19 protein-coding genes are annotated in these 17201 nt (G+C 69.6%); 10 read left to right on the forward strand and 9 right to left on the reverse strand.

The genetic code is table 11. The features are described from left to right. The first annotated feature begins 54 nt into the window (after window positions 1-54). From N0B31_RS08925 to N0B31_RS08950, 6 genes are all read left to right on the forward strand, one after another. Window positions 55-1668 carry an ABC transporter ATP-binding protein gene (locus N0B31_RS08925; protein ID WP_260643516.1) on the forward strand — a complete coding sequence of 538 codons (1614 nt, stop codon included), beginning with the start codon at window positions 55-57 and terminating at the stop codon, window positions 1666-1668. After that, window positions 1665-3083 carry an ABC transporter permease gene (locus N0B31_RS08930; protein ID WP_260643517.1) on the forward strand — a complete coding sequence of 473 codons (1419 nt, stop codon included), beginning with the start codon at window positions 1665-1667 and terminating at the stop codon, window positions 3081-3083. The genes N0B31_RS08925 and N0B31_RS08930 overlap by 4 nt, the downstream gene beginning before the upstream one ends. Further along, window positions 3076-4290 carry an ABC transporter permease gene (locus N0B31_RS08935; RefSeq protein WP_380627424.1) on the forward strand — a complete coding sequence of 405 codons (1215 nt, stop codon included), beginning with the start codon at window positions 3076-3078 and terminating at the stop codon, window positions 4288-4290. The genes N0B31_RS08930 and N0B31_RS08935 overlap by 8 nt, the downstream gene beginning before the upstream one ends. Window positions 4291-4410: 120 nt before the next feature. Beyond that, on the forward strand, window positions 4411-4812 hold the full coding sequence (gene cdd / locus N0B31_RS08940; RefSeq protein ID WP_260643518.1) for a cytidine deaminase: 402 nt from the start codon (window positions 4411-4413) through the stop codon (window positions 4810-4812). A 69-nt stretch (window positions 4813-4881) separates the two neighbouring features. Further along, the gene (locus tag N0B31_RS08945) at window positions 4882-5700 is read left to right on the forward strand and encodes a nucleoside phosphorylase (protein ID WP_260643519.1); all 819 of its coding nucleotides are present in this window, start codon (window positions 4882-4884) and stop codon (window positions 5698-5700) included. Between the two features lie 337 nt (window positions 5701-6037). Then, window positions 6038-6211, forward strand: coding sequence for a hypothetical protein (locus N0B31_RS08950; RefSeq protein ID WP_260643520.1), 174 nt, complete (start codon window positions 6038-6040; stop codon window positions 6209-6211). Between the two features lie 30 nt (window positions 6212-6241). Here the strand turns inward: N0B31_RS08950 and N0B31_RS08955 are convergent, their stop codons facing one another. The 4 genes from N0B31_RS08955 to N0B31_RS08970 form a co-directional block, all read right to left on the reverse strand. Next, window positions 6242-6547 (reverse strand): Hsp20/alpha crystallin family protein, encoded by a 306-nt coding sequence (locus tag N0B31_RS08955; protein WP_260643521.1) that lies wholly within the window; start codon window positions 6545-6547, stop codon window positions 6242-6244. A gap of 298 nt (window positions 6548-6845) precedes the next feature. Continuing rightward, window positions 6846-7133, reverse strand: coding sequence for an amphi-Trp domain-containing protein (locus tag N0B31_RS08960; protein WP_260643522.1), 288 nt, complete (start codon window positions 7131-7133; stop codon window positions 6846-6848). 302 nt (window positions 7134-7435) lie between these two features. Then, complete coding sequence (locus N0B31_RS08965) at window positions 7436-9703, reverse strand: CDC48 family AAA ATPase (RefSeq protein ID WP_260643523.1); 2268 nt, start codon at window positions 9701-9703, stop codon at window positions 7436-7438. Further along, window positions 9700-9963, reverse strand: coding sequence for a DUF7127 family protein (locus N0B31_RS08970; protein WP_260643524.1), 264 nt, complete (start codon window positions 9961-9963; stop codon window positions 9700-9702). The genes N0B31_RS08965 and N0B31_RS08970 overlap by 4 nt, the downstream gene beginning before the upstream one ends. 182 nt (window positions 9964-10145) lie before the next feature. Between N0B31_RS08970 and N0B31_RS08975 the strand changes: the two genes are divergently transcribed. The 4 genes from N0B31_RS08975 (at window position 10146) to N0B31_RS08990 (ending at window position 12008) form a co-directional block, all read left to right on the forward strand. Beyond that, entirely contained in the window at window positions 10146-10898 is a 753-nt protein-coding gene (locus N0B31_RS08975) for an alpha/beta fold hydrolase (RefSeq protein WP_260643525.1), read from the forward strand. Window positions 10899-10943: 45 nt separating this feature from the next. After that, on the forward strand, window positions 10944-11135 hold the full coding sequence (locus N0B31_RS08980; protein WP_260643526.1) for a hypothetical protein: 192 nt from the start codon (window positions 10944-10946) through the stop codon (window positions 11133-11135). A gap of 99 nt (window positions 11136-11234) precedes the next feature. Continuing rightward, window positions 11235-11660: a DUF7522 family protein gene (locus N0B31_RS08985; protein WP_260643527.1), complete on the forward strand. Its 426-nt coding sequence runs from the start codon at window positions 11235-11237 to the stop codon at window positions 11658-11660. Window positions 11661-11696: 36 nt separating this feature from the next. Further along, window positions 11697-12008: a DUF5822 domain-containing protein gene (locus N0B31_RS08990; RefSeq protein WP_260643528.1), complete on the forward strand. Its 312-nt coding sequence runs from the start codon at window positions 11697-11699 to the stop codon at window positions 12006-12008. Here N0B31_RS08990 and N0B31_RS08995 read toward each other — a convergent pair. From N0B31_RS08995 to N0B31_RS09015, 5 genes are all read right to left on the reverse strand, one after another. After that, the gene (locus N0B31_RS08995) at window positions 11972-12514 is read right to left on the reverse strand and encodes an HAD family hydrolase (protein ID WP_260643529.1); all 543 of its coding nucleotides are present in this window, start codon (window positions 12512-12514) and stop codon (window positions 11972-11974) included. The two genes, N0B31_RS08990 and N0B31_RS08995, sit on opposite strands and share 37 nt — an antisense overlap. Next, on the reverse strand, window positions 12514-13650 hold the full coding sequence (locus N0B31_RS09000) for an acyl-CoA dehydrogenase family protein (RefSeq protein ID WP_260643530.1): 1137 nt from the start codon (window positions 13648-13650) through the stop codon (window positions 12514-12516). Before N0B31_RS09000 ends, N0B31_RS08995 begins: the two co-directional genes overlap by 1 nt. A 179-nt stretch (window positions 13651-13829) precedes the next feature. Next, window positions 13830-15248 (reverse strand): ATP-binding response regulator, encoded by a 1419-nt coding sequence (locus tag N0B31_RS09005; RefSeq protein WP_260643531.1) that lies wholly within the window; start codon window positions 15246-15248, stop codon window positions 13830-13832. A gap of 88 nt (window positions 15249-15336) precedes the next feature. Beyond that, window positions 15337-16566: an alanine--tRNA ligase-related protein gene (locus N0B31_RS09010; protein ID WP_260643972.1), complete on the reverse strand. Its 1230-nt coding sequence runs from the start codon at window positions 16564-16566 to the stop codon at window positions 15337-15339. A 63-nt stretch (window positions 16567-16629) separates the two neighbouring features. Further along, window positions 16630-17139 carry a helix-turn-helix domain-containing protein gene (locus N0B31_RS09015; RefSeq protein WP_260643532.1) on the reverse strand — a complete coding sequence of 170 codons (510 nt, stop codon included), beginning with the start codon at window positions 17137-17139 and terminating at the stop codon, window positions 16630-16632. Window positions 17140-17201: the final 62 nt, after the last annotated feature.

Genomic DNA, 17201 nt, shown 5'->3' on the forward strand with positions numbered 1-17201 from the left:
GGAAAACCCGGCTAAAACACCGATTTTAAGCGTCCACCCCCCGAGCCACGCGTAATGACCGACGCCGTCCACCTCGACGGAATCACCAAGCGGTTCCCCGGGGTCGTGGCGAACGACGACGTGGACCTCCGTGTCGAACGCGGTACGGTCCACGCGCTCCTGGGTGAGAACGGGGCGGGCAAGACCACCCTGATGAACGTGCTCTACGGGCTCTACGAACCGACGAGCGGCCGCGTCCTCGTCGACGAGGTCGAACGGCAGTTCGACTCCCCCCGCGACGCCATCGACGCCGGAGTCGGGATGATACACCAGCACTTCATGCTGGTCGACCCGATGACCGTCGCCGAGAACGTCACACTGGGCAACGAACCGTCGAAGGCCCTCGGCCTCTCCGTCGACCGCGAGGGCGCCCGCGAGCAGGTCCGCGAGCTCTCCGACCGCTACGGCTTCGACGTCGACCCGGACGCCCGCATCGAGGACGTCTCGGTGGGCGTCCAGCAGCGCGTCGAGATCCTGAAGGCGCTCTACCGGGGTGCGGACGTGCTCATCCTCGACGAGCCGACCGCGGTGCTCACTCCGCAGGAGGTCGAGGAGCTGTTCGGCGTCCTCGAGGAGTTGACCGAGCAGGGCAAGACTATCATCTTCATCACGCACAAGTTGGGCGAGGCGATGACCGCCGCGGACGACGTGACCGTGCTCCGCGACGGGAAGAACGTCGGGAGCGTGAAGGCCGACGAGACCACCCGCGAGGAACTGGCCCGGATGATGGTCGGCCGCGAGGTGCTGCTCGAACTCGAGCGCGCCGAGGCGGACCCCGGCGCCGAGGTACTGACCGTGGAGGGGCTGACGGTTCAGGACGAGCGTGGCGTCGTCGCCGTCGACGACGTCTCGCTCACCGTCCGGGCTGGCGAGGTGTTCGGCATCGCCGGCGTCGACGGCAACGGCCAGTCCGAGCTCGTGGAGGCGGTGACGGGCCTCCGGAAGCCGGACGAGGGGCGCGTCACCTTCGACGGGGAGGACGTGACCGACTGGTCGCGCGGCCGCCGCATCCGCGAGGGGATGGCGTTCGTCCCCGAGGACCGACAGGAGCGGGGACTGGTGATGGAGTTCGACCTCGTCGAGAACGGCGTCCTCGGCAGTCAGCACGACGCCCCCTACGCGAAGGGCGGCCGCCTCGACTGGGACGCCATCGAGGGGCACGCCGGCGACGTGGTCGAGGAGTACGACGTCCGTCCGGCGAACGTGCGGGCGAAAGCAGAGGCACTCTCGGGCGGGAACCAGCAGAAGTTCGTCGTCGGCCGGGAGTTCGCCCGCGACCCGTCGCTGCTCGTGGCGATGCACCCCACCCGCGGCGTCGACATCGGCTCGACGGAGTTCATCCGCGAGGAACTGCTCCGACTGCGGTCGGAGGGGGTCGGCGTGCTGCTGGTCTCCTCGAAGTTGGAGGAGGCACAGGGACTGGCCGACCGCCTCGCCGTGATGTACGAGGGCGACCTGATGGCCGTCGTCGACCCGGACGAGGTGACGGAGTCCGACCTCGGCCTGCTGATGGCCGGTGAGTACCCCGACTGGATGGACGAGCGGTCGCCACCCGACGTCGGACCGGACGCCGTCTCGGAGACCGGTGCGGAGCGCGGGGTCGCGACCGATGGGGAGGGCGGTCGATGAGCGGGGACGACTCGACCGTCGACGACCTCCGGACGCGGGTGCGAGCGGGACTGATCCGGCTCGGGCAGGCGTCGGCCACCGAACGCATCGCGCTCTCGCTCGCCGCGCTCGCGCTCTCCATCGCCGTCGGGACGCTGCTCATCCTCGTCGCCGGTCGGGCCACCACGTGTCAGACCGCGGCGTTCACGCTGACCCACCCGACTCCGTTCGGCCTCCCGCGGCTGTTCTCGATGGGGTTCTGTTTCGATCCGGTGCAGGTGTTCGACCGGCTGTTCCTCGGTGCGCTCGGCGATCCGATACAGGAGGACTGGCAGCTGCTGACCGTCGGCTTCGACCCGTTCGTGTTCTACTTCGACCTGAACCCGTTCGCGGCGGACTACTCGCCGCTGAACGCGCAGATGGCGGTCACGCTCCGCCAGACGACCGTGCTCGTGTTCACTGGGCTCTCGGTCGCCATCGCGTTCAAGGCCGGCATCTTCAACATCGGGTCGCAGGGCCAGCTCGTCGTCGGGGGCCTCGCAACCGCGGTCACCCTGCTCGCCGCGGAGGGCGCTGTGACCGGCGCGCTCGGGCAGGGGCTGGGTGCCGTGCTCGTCCTGGTCCCGCTCGGCGTGCTCGTGGGTGCGCTGGTCGGGGGGTTCTACGGCGCCATCCCCGGCGCACTGAAGGCCTACGCCGAGGCGAACGAGGTCATCACGACCATCATGCTAAACTTCGTCGCCACGGGCGTCGTCTTCTTCCTCGTCTCGAACTACTTCCGCAACCCCGATTCGCAGGCCGTCGAGACCGCGCCGCTCGGGTCGGCCTCGACGTTCCCGCCGCTGCTGTTCGAGGCGCGCGACGACTTCTCGCTCGTCGCGCTCCTGTTCGGCGTCGCGCTGATGGGGGCGCTCTACTACCTGCTCGAGTACACCTCGTTCGGCTACGATGTCCGGACATCGGGCATCCAGCCCGAGGCCGCGGAGTACGGCGGCGTCGACGCCAAGCGGACCATCGTCTCCAGCATGACCATCTCGGGCGCGCTCGCCGGTATCGGCGGTGCCGTCTACGTGATGATGATCCTCGGCAAGTACCAGACCGGCGTGCCCGCGTTCGGGTTCGACGGCATCACCGTCTCCATCCTCGCGGGTAACAACCCGCTGGGCGTCGGCTTCGCCGCGTTCCTCTTCGGGACACTGAAATCCGGGTCGACGGTGGTCCAGTTCGCCACCGACGTCCCGCCACAGCTCGTGGCAGTCCTGCGTGGCCTCATCATCCTATTCGTGGCGATGCCGGAGTTCTTCCGGATGATCGGCCGGCGGCTCGCGTCCGTCGGCGGCCGTCGACAGGACTCGGGAGTGGCCGTCGCGACAGACGGGAGCGGCGTGACAGCCGGGGGCGAGCCGGGCGGGCCCGGAGGTGAGGCCGATGAGTAACGTCGACGCCGACACCCTCCGCGAGCGGGTCGTGGACGGCCTGACCGGGATGGACCGCCGTCGCGCCATCGGCGTGACCGTCGGTGCCGCGGTGTTCGTCGCGCTCGTCCTGCTCGGCTTGCTCGCGCCAGACACCATCGCGGGCGACATCCTGGACATCGTCCTGACGGAGTCGGCGTGGGGCGCGGCCCTCCGCCTCTCCGCACCCATCGCGCTGGCCGCGCTCGGCGGTATCTACGCCGAGAAGAGCGGCGTCATCAACATCGGGCTGGAGGGACTGCTCATCATCTCGGCGTTCACCGCGGTCTGGATCACGGACGTCGTCGCCACCGGGACGGACCTTGGCGGCCTGAGCGTCCTGTTCGGCTTCTTCGCTGGCGTCGTCGCCAGCGCGCTGCTCTCGCTCGTGTTCGCGGTGGTCTGCATCGAGTTCCGTGCGGACCAGATCATCGCCGGCCTCGCCATCTGGCTGGTGGCGCTCGGCCTCGCGCCGTTCGCGTCCCAGCTGTTCTACGGCGGCCCCAACACCTCCTCGGTGGGGACGGTGCCGACGCTCCCGGACGTGCTCGGCTTCCTGCCCCGCGGGAGCGAACTCCCACAGTGGGTGAACCCGCCGGCACTCGGCGTCGGTCCCCTCGACACGCTACTCGACGTCGTGCTGTTCGTGCTCACGCGCCCGCTCCTGTTCGCCGCCGACGTGCTCCTGTCGTCGTCGCTCTCCGTCTACCTCATGTTCGCGATGGTCGTGCTGTCGTGGTACGGCCTGTTCCGCACCCGGTTCGGTCGCTGGGTCCGGGCCAGTGGGGAGAACCCGCGCGCGCTCGACACCGCCGGCGTCGACGTCTCGCGGGTGCGCTACGCGGCCGTCCTCGTCTCCGGGGTCCTCTCGGGGATGGGCGGGGCCGCGCTCTCGCTCGGCCTCGGGCAGTTCACCGGCAACGGCCCGACGATGGTCAACGGCAAGGGGTTCATCGCCATCGTCGCGTACCTGTTCGGGAACTACAACCCGGTCGGCGCGTTCCTCTCGACCTTCCTGTTCGCCGGACTCGACGCCCTGCAGTTGACGCTGCAGACTCGCGGGACAGGCATCCCGGACTCGCTAGTGCGCATCATCCCGTTCGTCACGGTCATCGTGGTGCTGGCGCTCGTCGGGAAGACCCGCATCCCGGAGGCCGCGGGCGAGCACTACGAGTCCGGCGAGGAGTGAGTCGCCCAGCGTAGCGAGGCGACTGGACCGCGGGCGGGCGAAGCCCGCGATACGTGCCCGACCGTGGCGGGTGAGGACTGGTCGGGACAGCTATTTGCCGGCCGTCGGCGAACCGCCGGCATGGACCACTCCGCCGACGAACTCGTCGCCGCGGCCCGCGAGGCACTCGCGAATGCCTACGTCCCCTACTCGGAGTACGAGGTGGGTGCGGCCCTCCTCGCCGGGGACGGCACCGTCTACACGGGGGCGAACATCGAGAACGCGAACTACTCGAACAGCCTCCACGCGGAGGAGGTGGCCGTCTCGCGGGCGTGGATGGACGGCGCCCGCGAGTTCGTCGCCATCGCCGTCTCCTCGGGCGTCAGGGACGGCGTCACCCCGTGTGGGATGTGCCGCCAGACGCTCGCCGAACTCTGCCCCGGCGACATGCCCGTCTACTGCGACGAGGGCGAGTCGGTGACCGAGTACAGCCTCGGTGAACTCATCCCGGCTACCATCTCGCGGGAGACGCTCGGGAAGTGAGCGGTCGGCGGCGGGAGTCGCGGACGACGCGACGGCGGGGTTTTTCCCCGACCACGACGCACTCCCGCCATGGACTCCGAGGACCCGAACGACGAGGTACAGTACCACCTCGGGGTGGGCCCGAACGACGTGGCCGGTCCCGTGCTGTTGCCGGGCGACCCGGAGCGCGTCCCCAAGATCGCCGAGGCGTGGGACGACAGCGAGCAGGTCGCCAGTCACCGCGAGTACCGGACGATGCGTGGTACCTACGAGGGCGCCCCCCTGACCTGCACGTCGACGGGGATCGGCTCGCCGTCGGCGGCCATCGCCGTCGAGGAACTCGCCCGCGTCGGGGCGGACACCTTCCTCCGGGTCGGCTCCTGTGGAGTCATCCAGCCCGGCATCGACGTGGGTGACCTCGTCATCACCACCGGCGCCGTGCGACAGGAGGGGACCAGCGGCGAGTACGTCCGCGAGGACTACCCCGCGGCCGCGAGTCACGAGGTCGTGAGCGCGCTCGTCGCCGCCGCCGAGGAACTCGGCTACGACTACCACCTCGGGGTCACCTGCTCGACCGACTCGTTCTACGCGGGCCAGTCCCGACCGGGCTTCGGCGGGTACCAGCGCCCCGACAGCGAGGCACGCATCGCCGAGTTACGGGAGGCGGGCGTGGTCAACTTCGAGATGGAGACGGCCGCCATCTGCACGCTCGCGGGGCTCTACGACCTCCGCGCGGGCGCGGTGTGTACGGTCTACGCGAACCGCGAGACGGGCGAGTTCGAACCGACGGGCGAGCGTCGCGCCGGGAGGTGTGCGAGTCGCGCGAGCGCCATCCTCGCGGAGATGGACGCCGAGGTGGAGGAGAGTGGCGCGAAGGCGTGGCACGCGGGACTCTCGCTGGATCGGTAACGCACCTCGGGAACGCACGTTTCGGCGCGGGACGAACCCCCGGCGTGACCGAGCGTCTCTACACCGACCACCCCGACATCTACGACGCCATCCAGTCGGAGTCGGACTACGACCGAGACGCGGCGTTCGTCGAGCGGGCGTGCGACCGGCACGGGACCGACGGCCGACGGGAGCCGATTCGTCCGCGTCGCCCACCACGTCCCGACCGGGGACGGCCGACTCGACTGCCGGTCGGTGACGTTCCCGCCCGACGGGGAGTGCCTCGTCTCCTCGCGACGGATGACGCCGTTCGACGACGAAGACGGCCCGGCTCTCGGTCGTCGTCGACGGCGCGACGGTGTACGACGGCGGCGACGTCGCGGGCGACGGCGTGACCACCACCGGCTGGGTCGGCGACGAGATACGCGCCGGCGACGCCCTCGCGGTAACGAGTGCCGGCTGGGTCGCCGGCGAGGAGTTCGCCGTCTACTACGAGTGGGACGGCAAGTCGTTCGTCCTGACCGGGGACTGAAAGCGGAGACAGCGGGGCCCGGTACGCCAGTTACTCGACGTCGATTCGGAGCGCCTGCGGTCGCCCCTCGCCAATGATGGGGAGCGTGACCTCGAGGACGTCGTCCTCGTACGTCGCGGTGATGCCGTCCGGGTCGATCTCCTTCGGGAAGGAGAGCCGTCGGGTGACGACACGTCGGCGGTCGTCCGTGTTCACCTCGGCCGCGATGTTGAGGTGGCCTTCGGTCCAGTCGACGTCGATGGCCTCGCGCTCGGCCTCGGGGAGTTCGGCGACGACGACGTAGGTGTCGTCTTCGCGGTACAGTTCCACCTCGTGTTGGGGGTGGTGAGTCGTCATGGAGTAGTCACCGGGGAGAGGTACGCAGACGGGGGTGAAACCGGGCCACCGTGTGTCCCGCGAGTTGGGAATCGGCGGAAGGGGGAGTGTGGGTCGACGACGCGACCGATGCCCTCGTATCGACCAGCCACGGTGCGAACGAGAACGACGGGCAGCGTACGAAGAGGCAGCTCTGTCGAAACCCCCTGGTGCCAGACACGGATGGCGTGCTGAACAGAGAGGGTGAGTTCAGCACACCAGCTTCGCGTGTTTCAGCTAGTCCTCATCGAATCAAGTGCTGGGCGTGTGTCCGGGACAACTACTCGATTTCTAGCTTACCACCTCCGCCACCCCTCTCACCGTCGTTCTCGTCCCACTCGATCTCGAATTCGATACTTCGCTCAGTCATGTTGCCAGCCGGGCCTTCGCGCTCAGCTTTGACTTCGAATGTCGGTCGGGCAGGGGGATTCAGCGTCACAGACTCGGAGCCTGCTTTCAGGGTGATCGCATCTCCACGTTCGAGATTATCCGCGACTTTTCGAAGGTACGCTGCGATCTCTTCTCGACTCTGGTCGCTCTCTGATTTGAACAGGACTTCTTCAGGCATACAGGAGATAGTACACGGCCTGCATCAATAAATGCGGCAGTCCAACTGACCGATTTGATTGAATAGGCAGATATTCTGTGCGAGATGCGTGCCCTGTATTCAGCACGACTGCTGAAACCTATCACGGTCAGAGCGCTTCAACGGAGCCGAAGAGACACGGACCGAGTTTGAAGTGGTACCGTCGCGGTGACGGTGCTCTACCACCAGCACACCCACCCGCCGCGAGCGCTAGAGCGGTGCCTTTTTCATGAACGTTTTTTGCGCGAGCGGGTCGGTTCGCCGACCCCGAGCGCAAAAAGGTTCTACTGGAACGTCCGGGACACGTCCCGGTCGTCGTAGGTCTCGCTCTCGTGCTGTTCGAACCGGCGCTCGATCTCCTCGTAGCGCTGGCGGGTCTCGTCGGTCACGGAGGGGTTGACCTCCTCCAGTGCCTGCTCGAAGTGCTCCCGCGTGATGCGGACGTTGCCGACGCTGGAACCGATGTCCTCGGGGTCGACGCTCGTGATGAGTTCGCGCGAGGCGTTCATCGCGGCCTCGCGGCAGACGGCCTCGATGTCGGCGCCGACGTAGCCCTCCATGTCGGTGGCGAGGTCGTCGAGGTCGATGTCGTCGGCCAGCGGCTTCTCGCGGGTGTGGACCTCGAGGATGGCACGCCGGGCGTCCTCGTCCGGGACGGGGACGTGGACGTGACGGTCCAGCCGGCCCGGTCGCAGGAGTGCGGCGTCGATGAGGTCCGGGCGGTTCGTCGTGGCGATGACGACGACGTCCTCCAGCTCCTCCAGGCCGTCGAGTTCCGTCAGGAGCTGTGAGACGACGCGCTCGCCGACGCCCGAGTCGCCCATGCGCTGGCCGCGCTCGCCCGCGATGGAGTCGATCTCGTCGAAGAAGATGACGGTAGGCGCGTTGGCACGGGCCTTCTCGAACACCTCACGGACGCCCTTCTCGGACTCACCGACGTACTTGTTCAGCAGTTCGGGCCCCTTGATGGAGATGAAGTTCGACTGGGCCTCGTTGGCGACGGCCTTCGCGAGCAGGGTCTTCCCGGTGCCCGGCGGGCCGTAGAGCAGGACGCCGCGTGCGGCGGCCATGTCCAGTTGCTCGAACACTTCGGGGTACTCGAGCGGCCACTGGATGGTCTCGCGGAGCCGCTCCTTGGTCGATTCGAGGCCGCCGACCTGCTCCCAGGTGACGTCCGGCACCTCGACGAACACCTCGCGGAGCGCCGAGGGCGTGATGCCCTTCAGCGCCTCCTTGAAGTCTGTCTCGGTGACGGTCATCGACTCGAGTACGTCGGCGTCGATCTGGTCCTGTTCGAGGTCGAGCTGCGGGCGGATGCGCCGCAGCGAGTTCATCGCGCCCTCCTTCGCCAGCGACTCGAGGTCCGCACCCACGAACCCGTGGGTGGACTCGGCGTACTGCTGGAGGTTCACGTCGTCGGCCAGCGGCATCCCGCGGGTGTGGACCTGGAGGATCTCGAGGCGGCCGTCGGCGTCCGGGACGCCGATCTCTATCTCGCGGTCGAAGCGGCCACCACGTCGCAGCGCGGGGTCGAGCGCGTCGAGGCGGTTCGTCGCGCCGATGACGACCACGTCGCTGCGCTCGTCCATGCCGTCCATCAGCGAGAGCAACTGGGCGACGACGCGGCGTTCGACGTCACCGCTCGTCTCGCCACGTTTCGGGGCGATGGAGTCGATCTCGTCGATGAAGACGATGGCCGGGGCGTTCTCCTCGGCCTCCTCGAACACCTCGCGGAGCTGTTCCTCGCTCTCGCCGTAGTACTTCGACATGATCTCCGGGCCGGAGATGTCCGTGAAGTACGCGTCTATCTCGTTGGCGACGGCCTTCGCCATCAGGGTCTTCCCGGTGCCCGGCGGGCCGTGCAGGAGCACCCCCTTCGGCGGCTCGATGCCGAGCTGCTGGAACAGTTCGGGGTGGCGCATCGGGAGTTCGATCATCTCCCGGACCTTGTCGAGTTCGTCGTCCAGCCCACCGATGTCCTCGTAGGCGACGGACGGTCCCTCGCCAGTGGCCGGACGGCCACCCGTGATCTGCTCGGCGGGCTTCTCGCTGACCTCGACCTCCGTCCCGTCGGTGACGACGACGGTGCCCTGCGGGTTGGTGTTGGCTATCTTGAGCGGAATCTGCTGGCCACTCATCGAGGAGAGCGGGCCGAGACCGAGCGAGAACGGCACCTGCTGGCCCTTCGTGACGGCCTGCCCGCTCAGTTTGTCACGGATGTGGGGACCGACGTTCCCGCGGATGCGGAGGTTCTGCGGGAGCGCGACGGTGATGGACTTCGCGGGCTTGACGTCGGCGGCCTCGACCTCCACCTTGTCGTCGATGCCGACGTTGGCCTCCTGTCGGAGCCGACCGTCGACGCGGACGACGCCCGCGCCCTCGTCCTCGGGGTAGCCGGGCCAGACGCGGGCCACCGCACGGCCTCCGCTGCGCCCGTCGATGACGATGTAGTCACCGTTCTCCAGTTCCATCTCGCGCATCGCGGCGCGGTCTATCGCGGCCAGTCCACGGCCGGCGTCTTTCTGTTTCAGGGGTTTGACGGTGAGTTTCATGCGTCTACCTCGACGTCGACGTCCGTGTCGCCGTCCTCCGGTACCTCGACCGTGAGGACGCCGTTGTTGATAGAGGCTCTGGCGCCCGCGGGGACCTCGAACTCGTACTGGTCGTCGCCCGCGACGACGATGACCGTCCCGTCGACCACGTCGACGGTGGCCTCACCGGGGCCGAAGTCCGCGGCCAGCACCGTCCCGTCCGCGTAGTCGTAGCGCCGGCCGAACACCGACCCGTCGACGAACCGCTGTTGGTCGTTCATACTAACCCCAAGTTAGGCGTTTGAGTATTTGAACCTTTCGTCGACAAATCGCCCGACGTGAACGGGGTGCCAGAATCAACGGTGTGATTGCGGTTCAGGCCGTCGGGGACCGCGGGCCGGCCCCGGATTGCCGGCCGAAGCGTCACCCGAAGCGGTATCCCGGCGGGGGTGGAGGTGGGGGTATGGAGACGGTCACACACGACGAACGGGAGACGGCGTACCGACGAGTTGGCGACCCCGAGGTCCTGTACGTCCACGGCAGCGGGGCCAGTCACAACGTCTGGGCGAACCAGTACGGCCGGGGGCGGGCCTCGGTGGCGCTCGATCTGAGCGGGCACGGCCGGAGCGAGGACGTGGACACGCCGTCCGGGATGGAGACGATGGACGCCTACGCCGACGACGTGGTCGCCGTCGCCGAGCGGACGGGCGCGGACGTGCTCTGCGGGAACTCACTGGGCGGCGCCGTCGCCCAGCACGTCGCGCTGGAGCGTGACCTCGACCTGTCGGGACTGGTCCTCGTCGGGACGGGACCGACCCTCGCGGTGGACGAGGGGCTCGACTCGCTGCTGGCCAGCGAGTTCGAGAAGGCTATCGACGTGCTCCACCGGCCGGACCTCCTGTTCCACGACCCGGACCCCGAGGACGTCGAACGGTCGAAGGAGGCGATGCGCGAGTGTGGACAGGCGGTCACGCTCCGCGACTTCCGGAGCTGTGACACCTTCGACAGCCGTGACCGGCTGGGCGAGGTGGACGTGCCGACGCTCGTCGTCCACGGCGAACACGACGGGATGACGCCGCCGGAACTGCACGCGGAGCTGGCCGACGGGATCCCGGACGCGACGCTCGTGGAGATCGCCGACGCGGCACACCTCCCGTTCGTCGAGCGGCCCACGGCGTTCGACGACGCCGTCGACGCGTTCCTCGACGGCCGCTGAACCGCCGAGCGGCGCCCGCGGCTCCAGCACGTCGACCCGGTAGTCGTGGCGCTCGCGGCGTCGCTCGACGGCCTGGTCGTCCACCCCGAGGACGCCATCGACGCAGGCGGTGTCGTGCTCCAGCAGGGGACGACGGAGTCGTTCGTCAGCCGCCTCGGGCGTCGGCGGGCGACGGTCGGGACGGGGGAGCCGGACCTCCGTTCTGGACGGCTCGGTCGGCCCGTGTCACCACGGTGATATCGCGGCATCGGGCCGGAACGTCCCTCATCTCGAATAGCCGGAGATAGCCGGACATCACCGGGCTTTTATTATTCAGTGGCCGTCAGGTACGAATCCATGTCCCCACCCGAGGCGCGCATCGTCGGCCCGGCGGGCGAGGCGGCGATAGCCGCCGCCGAAGAGTGCCTCGGCGGCCGCCTCCGGACGGTCGTCGTCTACGACGAGGCCGACTACGAGGTCAGGTACGTCTCGGACGTGGTGCGTGCTCAGCTCGGCGAGGCGGGAGTCCGTGAGACGGCAGCCCAGCTCCACGGCTACGTCCACCTGGACTTCGTCGAGCGTGACCTCTTCGCTGACCTGACGCCGACGGCCGGCGACGTGCGGACCACCATCACCCGGCTCGACCGGGTCACGTTCGTCCGGTACCTCGTCGAGGACGCCGGCGTGTTCCTCTCGGTCGCTCCCGACGCCGACCTGACTGCGCTCTGCGCGGCGATGGACGAAGCGGTGGAAGGAGCGCGCGATGACACTGGAGACGCCTAACGCCACGCTTATCGACGGCCCGGCCGGAGTCTGCCTGTGCCGACACGCGTAGAGTCCACCGACCCGGACGGGGTCGACTTCGGCTGGGTGATGCAGACCACGTTCGTCCTGACCGTCACCGTCGGGGCCGTCGTCGTCACGGCGGTCGCCGTGTTCTGGGGCGTCGACCTGCCGACGTGGGGCGCCCGCGCCAGTTTCGCCATCCGCGTGGGTGCGGTGGTGTGGCTGTTCACGGCCACGTTCGTCTACCTCTACGCACGTCGTCGGGCCGAGGAGGGGAAGGGGACCGGGGACGGGAGCGAGGGGACGACTCAGTCCGAGGCCGACGGCGGCCACTCCGAGACGTAGCGGAAGGGGACGCCCGCTCGCTCGGCGGTCACCGCGTCGCGTTCGCCGTCTCCGACGAAGACGGCCGTCGCGGGGTCGACCCCGAGCGCCCGACAGGTCGCCAGCAACGGTTCCGGGTCCGGTTTCTCCGTCGCCACGGAGTCCCGGCCGACGACGGCGTCACCGACGACCTGCCCGGTCAGGTCGTGCGTCGTGAGCGCCTCCCGGGCGGCACGCTCGGCGTTCAGCGTACACACCCCGACCGGTCCCTCGGGGACGGTGTCCGCGCAGGGGAGTCGCGCCGACTCGCGTGCCCCCTCGGTCTCGTGGCCCGCGATGCACTCGTTGACCGCCACGCGGTGGCCCGTCTCCTTCCCGAGTTCCCAGAGCCCCCACAGGTCGTGGCCGTCGGTGGTCACGCCCCGGTCAGCGAGGAGGCTCGCGACGTCGCGCTGGACCACAGCCCAGTCGACCGCCAGATCCACGAGCGTCCCGTCGAGGTCGAAGACGACCGCCTCGTACTCCATCAGCGGCCGTCGCCCAGCAGTTCGCGGGCGATGATCTTCTTCTGTATCTCCGTGGTCCCCTCGTAGATCTCGGTGATCTTCGCGTCGCGGTACATCCGCTCGACGGGGAAGTCGGTGGTGTAGCCGTAGCCGCCGTGGATCTGGATGGCCTCGTTGGTCACCTCCATGGCGTTGCGCGAGGCGTGGAGTTTCGCCATCGAGGCGGCCCGCGCTGGCGGTCGCCCCGAGTCGAGTTCGCGCCCCGCGTCGTAGGTCAGCAGGCGCGCGGCCTGCGTCCCGGTCGCCATGTCGGCCAGTTTGTGCCGGATGGTCTGGAACTCCGAGATGGGCTGGTCGAACTGCTCACGGTCCTGCGCGTACGATTTCGCCTCGTCGAGCGCCGACTGCGCGAGGCCGACCGCCTGCGCAGCGATGGCGACCCGCCCGCCGGTGAGCGAGTGCAGCGCGGCCGACAGCCCACGGCCCTCCTCCGTGAGGCGGTTCTCCTCGGGGACGCGCAGGCCGTCGAACATCAGCGTGGTGGTGTCGCTGGCCCGCAGGCCGAGTTTGGCCTCCTTCTTCCCCACCTCGACGCCCGACTGGTCCTTCTCGAAGAGGAACTGCGTGATGCTGCTGGGGTCCTCGGGGTCGGTCTTGGCGAAGACGACCCCGACCTCGCCACGCTCGCCGTTCGTGATCCACTGTTTCTTCCCGTCGATGACGTACTCGTCGCCCTCCTCGCGCGCGACCGTGGACATCCCCGCGGGGTTCGACCCGGCCTCGGGTTCAGAGAGACAGAACATCCCGACGGGCCGGCCGGTGGCCATCTCGGTGAGGTACCGCTCGTGGTGGGCCTCGGAGCCGAACTCGCGGATGCAGGAGGCCGCGAGCATGTGGACGCTCGCGGCGGTGGCGACGGCGAGCATGCCGTACGCGAGTTCCTCGTTGACGATGGCGTAGGTCAGGCCGTCGGCGTCGTAGCCCCCGTACGCCTCGGGGATGGTGAGCGAGAGCAGGTCGAGTTCGCCCAGTCGGTCCCAGATGCCCTCCGGGAACGTCTCCGTCTCGTCTGCCTCGGCGGCGACGGGACGTATCTCCTCGACGGCCAGTTCGCGGACCGTCTCCCTGACCGCCTCCTGTTCGGGCGTGAGTTCCATACCGTGGCGTGGGACGGGGGAGGCAAAAACTGCGTGGGAAGGGAGGCGTGAGCGAGCGCCAGCGAGCGAACGCCTCCATCGGCGAACGGCGAGCGGAGGGAGCCGTGGGCCGGAACGCGCGAGCCTGCGGCACCTCGACGACCCACACGCGCGACCCCGTCAGACGGCCACAGCCCGGTTCAGGCCTGCCGGACACCGTCCGGCGTCGTCCGCCCCGTGAGTTGCGGCCGGAACTCGAACCGCGCACCCCCGTCGGCTCCCTCGGTGAGCGAGACGGACCAGCCGTGGGCCGTGGCGATGTGTTCGACGACGACGAGCCCCCACCCGACGCCGTCGTCGGCGGTGGTGTAGCCCCGTCTGAACACCCGTTCGCGCTCGTCGGGCGGGACCCCGTGGCCGTCGTCCTCGACGTAGAACCCGCCACTCTGGAGCGGGCCGACGGTCACGCGGACGGCCTCGCCACCGTGGTCGACGGCGTTCGACAGGAGGTTCGCGAGCAGCTGGTGGAGCCGGTCCGGCGCGGCGTCGACGGTGCCGTCCTCGACCCCGAGCGTCCCGCCGGACGCGCCGAGTTCCGCCCAGACCGAGTCGGCGGCCGCGGCCAGTTCGACGGGTTCGGTCTCCTCGACGGCCGACCCGTGCCGGGAGAGTTCGAGCATGTCGGCGATGAGCGTCTCCATCCGGTCGAGCCCCACCGCCGCCCGGTCGAAGTCCGCGTCCCGACCGGTCTCGCGTGCCAGCGCGAGGCTCCCGGCGACGACGTTCAGTGGGCCGCGCAGGTCGTGGCTGAGGACCCCCGCGAACTCCTCGAGCCGGCGGTTCTGCGTCTCCAGTTCGCGCTGGCGGCGGCGCGCCGTCGTCACGTCCCGGGCGGCGACCAGTCCGGCAGGCTCCCCGTCGACCGGGATGCTCCGGTCGGTGGCCTCCAGTTCGCGGACCGTCCCGTCGGCGGTGAGGACGCGGAACTCGAACTCGGGGTCGAGGTACTCGCCGGCGATGCGGGCGGCGACCCGACGCTCGAACCGCCGGCGGTCGTCCGGGTGGACGAAACACCACGGCTCGCTCCCGACCAGTGCCTCCCGGTCCCTGCCGGCGAGGTCGCAGGCCCGGTCGTTCGCGTAGAGCACCGACTCGCGGTAGAGCAGGATGGCGTCGCGACTCCCCTCGACCATCGCGCGGAACCGCTCCTCGCTCTCCTCCAGCGCCCGACGCGACCGGGCCGTCTCGATGGCGTTGTGCACCCGACGGGCGAGCACCCGGAAGTGGTCCAGACCCTCCCCCTTCCGGAGGTAGTCGGTGACCCCAGCGGCGATGGCGCGCCCGGCAACCGCCTCGCTCCCGCGGGCCGTGTAGAGGACGAACGGGACGTCCTCGCCCGCCGCCCGGATGGCCTCGAGGAACTCGATACCGTCCGTATCCGGCATCTCGTAGTCGCTCACCACGCAGTCCACCCCACCGATGGCGAGCCGTTCGACGCCCTCGGCGGCGGCCCCGACCGTCTCCACCCGCAGGTCGTCGTGGCGTCCGAGCGCCCGCGCCACCACCCGCGACATCGCAGCGTCGTCGTCGACGTACAGGACCGTCGCCTCACCCGTCATAGCGTCGGGAAGGTCCCGTCAGCTATATAACACGGGCCCACCCCTCACGCCTCGACTGATAGGACTTCGTGAGTGTCTCGGCCGCGTCTCAGTCGCGCAGGAACGCGACCACCGTGTCTGGGTCGGCGTCGAACCCGCCCGCCTGCGCGGCCGTCGGTGACCCGCCACCGCCACCTCCGAACTCGTCGGTCACCCTGTCGGCCACGTCGCCGGCGTCCACCACGCCGTCAGTGGCCACCGCGAGGCTCCCGTCGCCCACGAGCGCTACGACGTTCGCGGCGTCACCGGCGAGTGACCGGGCCTGTTCCATCAGCGCGTTCGCGTCCAGTGCGACGTGGCCGACGAGCCACTCGGCGCCGTCGCGTGCCACCGTCTCCGAGCGCAGCGCCGCCACGCGGGCCGCGACGAGGCGTGACTCGAGGTCCGCCACCTCCGTCTCGAGTGCCTCGCGCCGCTCGCGCGCACGCTCGACGGCCTCGGGCAGGTCCGTCACCGCCACGCCGAGGCCGCGGGCCGCGTCGTAGGCCGCCCGCCGCTCGGACGCTCGCCGCTCGATGCCCGCCGGGCCGACGGCGAACTCGACGCGGGTCCGTCCCTCGCCGGGGTTCGACCGCCCGAGGACCGTCACCGGGCCGATCTCGCGGGTGTTCGCGACGTGCGTGCCGCCACAGGCCGCCCGATCCCACGGGTCGTCGCCCCCGGTCGCCGGACCGATCTCGACCACCCGGACGCTGTCGGCGCCGGCGACACCCTCCTCGGTCTTGGTGTTGAAAGCCACCGACGCGTCGGCGAGGGCGTCCTCCCGGGGGACCGCGCCCCACGTCACCTCGCGACCCTCCCAGACCACGCGATTGACGAGCCGCTCCAGCTCCACCAGCGCCGCGTCGTCCACCTCGCTCGACGTCTCGAAGTCCACCCTGACCTTCTCCCGGGCCGGGTCGGGGGTGGCGTGGTCCCGGTCGGGGTCGGCCTCGATACCGAACCCGGCGTATCCGAGGTCGTCGAACAGGCGCCGGCCCGCCCCGTAGAGCGCGTGGCTGGCGGTGTGAGCGCGCTGGCAGTACCGGCGGAACTCGGGGTCGACCCGGCAGGCCACCTCGCGCCCCTCGGCGACCGGTTCGGCGAGCGTGTGGACCACCTCGCCGTCACGCGACTGTACGTCGAGGACCTCGACACCGGCGACGGTACCGCGGTCGGCTGGCTGGCCACCACCTTCCGGGTAAAAGTACGTCTCCGAGAGGACGACCGACTCGCCGCCCGACTCGACGCGGGCGTCGAAATCGAGCGTGTACGGTTCGGCGGAGGCTCGCGACTCCATCGACATGGTCGGGGTGACGAGCGCCTGGAGAAAAGGGTTACCGCCGGGAACCGTCGTCGGGCCTCACGCTTCCTCGGCCAGCTGGACGCTCAGTCGCTCCTCGAGCGCGCTGATGAGCGACCCGCCGATGCCGGCCCGGTTCGCCCGGCCCTGCTCGACGGCGAGGATGTCGGCCTCGTCGACGCCCATCTCGCCGGCGAGTTCGTCCGCCTGCAGCCCCGCCTCCTGCCGGGCCGCCTCCAGTCGCTCGCCGTAGCCACGGACGAGGTACGGGAGCGGGTCGTCGTCGTAGTCGGTACCGTGTTCCTCCCAGTGCTTGGAGTCACCCTTCTGGGCGTCGCTGAGCTTCGCGATGTTCTGGGCGGCGCGCTTCTTCCGGTTCGGTTCGCTCTCGTCGCGGCTCCCGCTGCTCCGCGAGCGCTCCTCCTCGTCGCCGTGCCGCGCACACTCCGCACAGACCTGGAGTTTCGCGCCGGCGACGTTCGCCGTCCGCAGGTCGCGTCCCTCCGCGCCGCAGAGTTCGCAGGCACCGCCGGAGTCGCCACCGATACCCCCGGTCGAGTACTTCGCCATGCCACGCAAGAGTCGGTACTGACACTTCAACCCCGCGTTCGTCCGAGAAACCGCACCCGCGC

Origin of the sequence: Salinirubellus salinus, from assembly GCF_025231485.1 — an archaeon.
Taxonomy (GTDB): domain Archaea; phylum Halobacteriota; class Halobacteria; order Halobacteriales; family Haloarculaceae; genus Salinirubellus; species Salinirubellus salinus.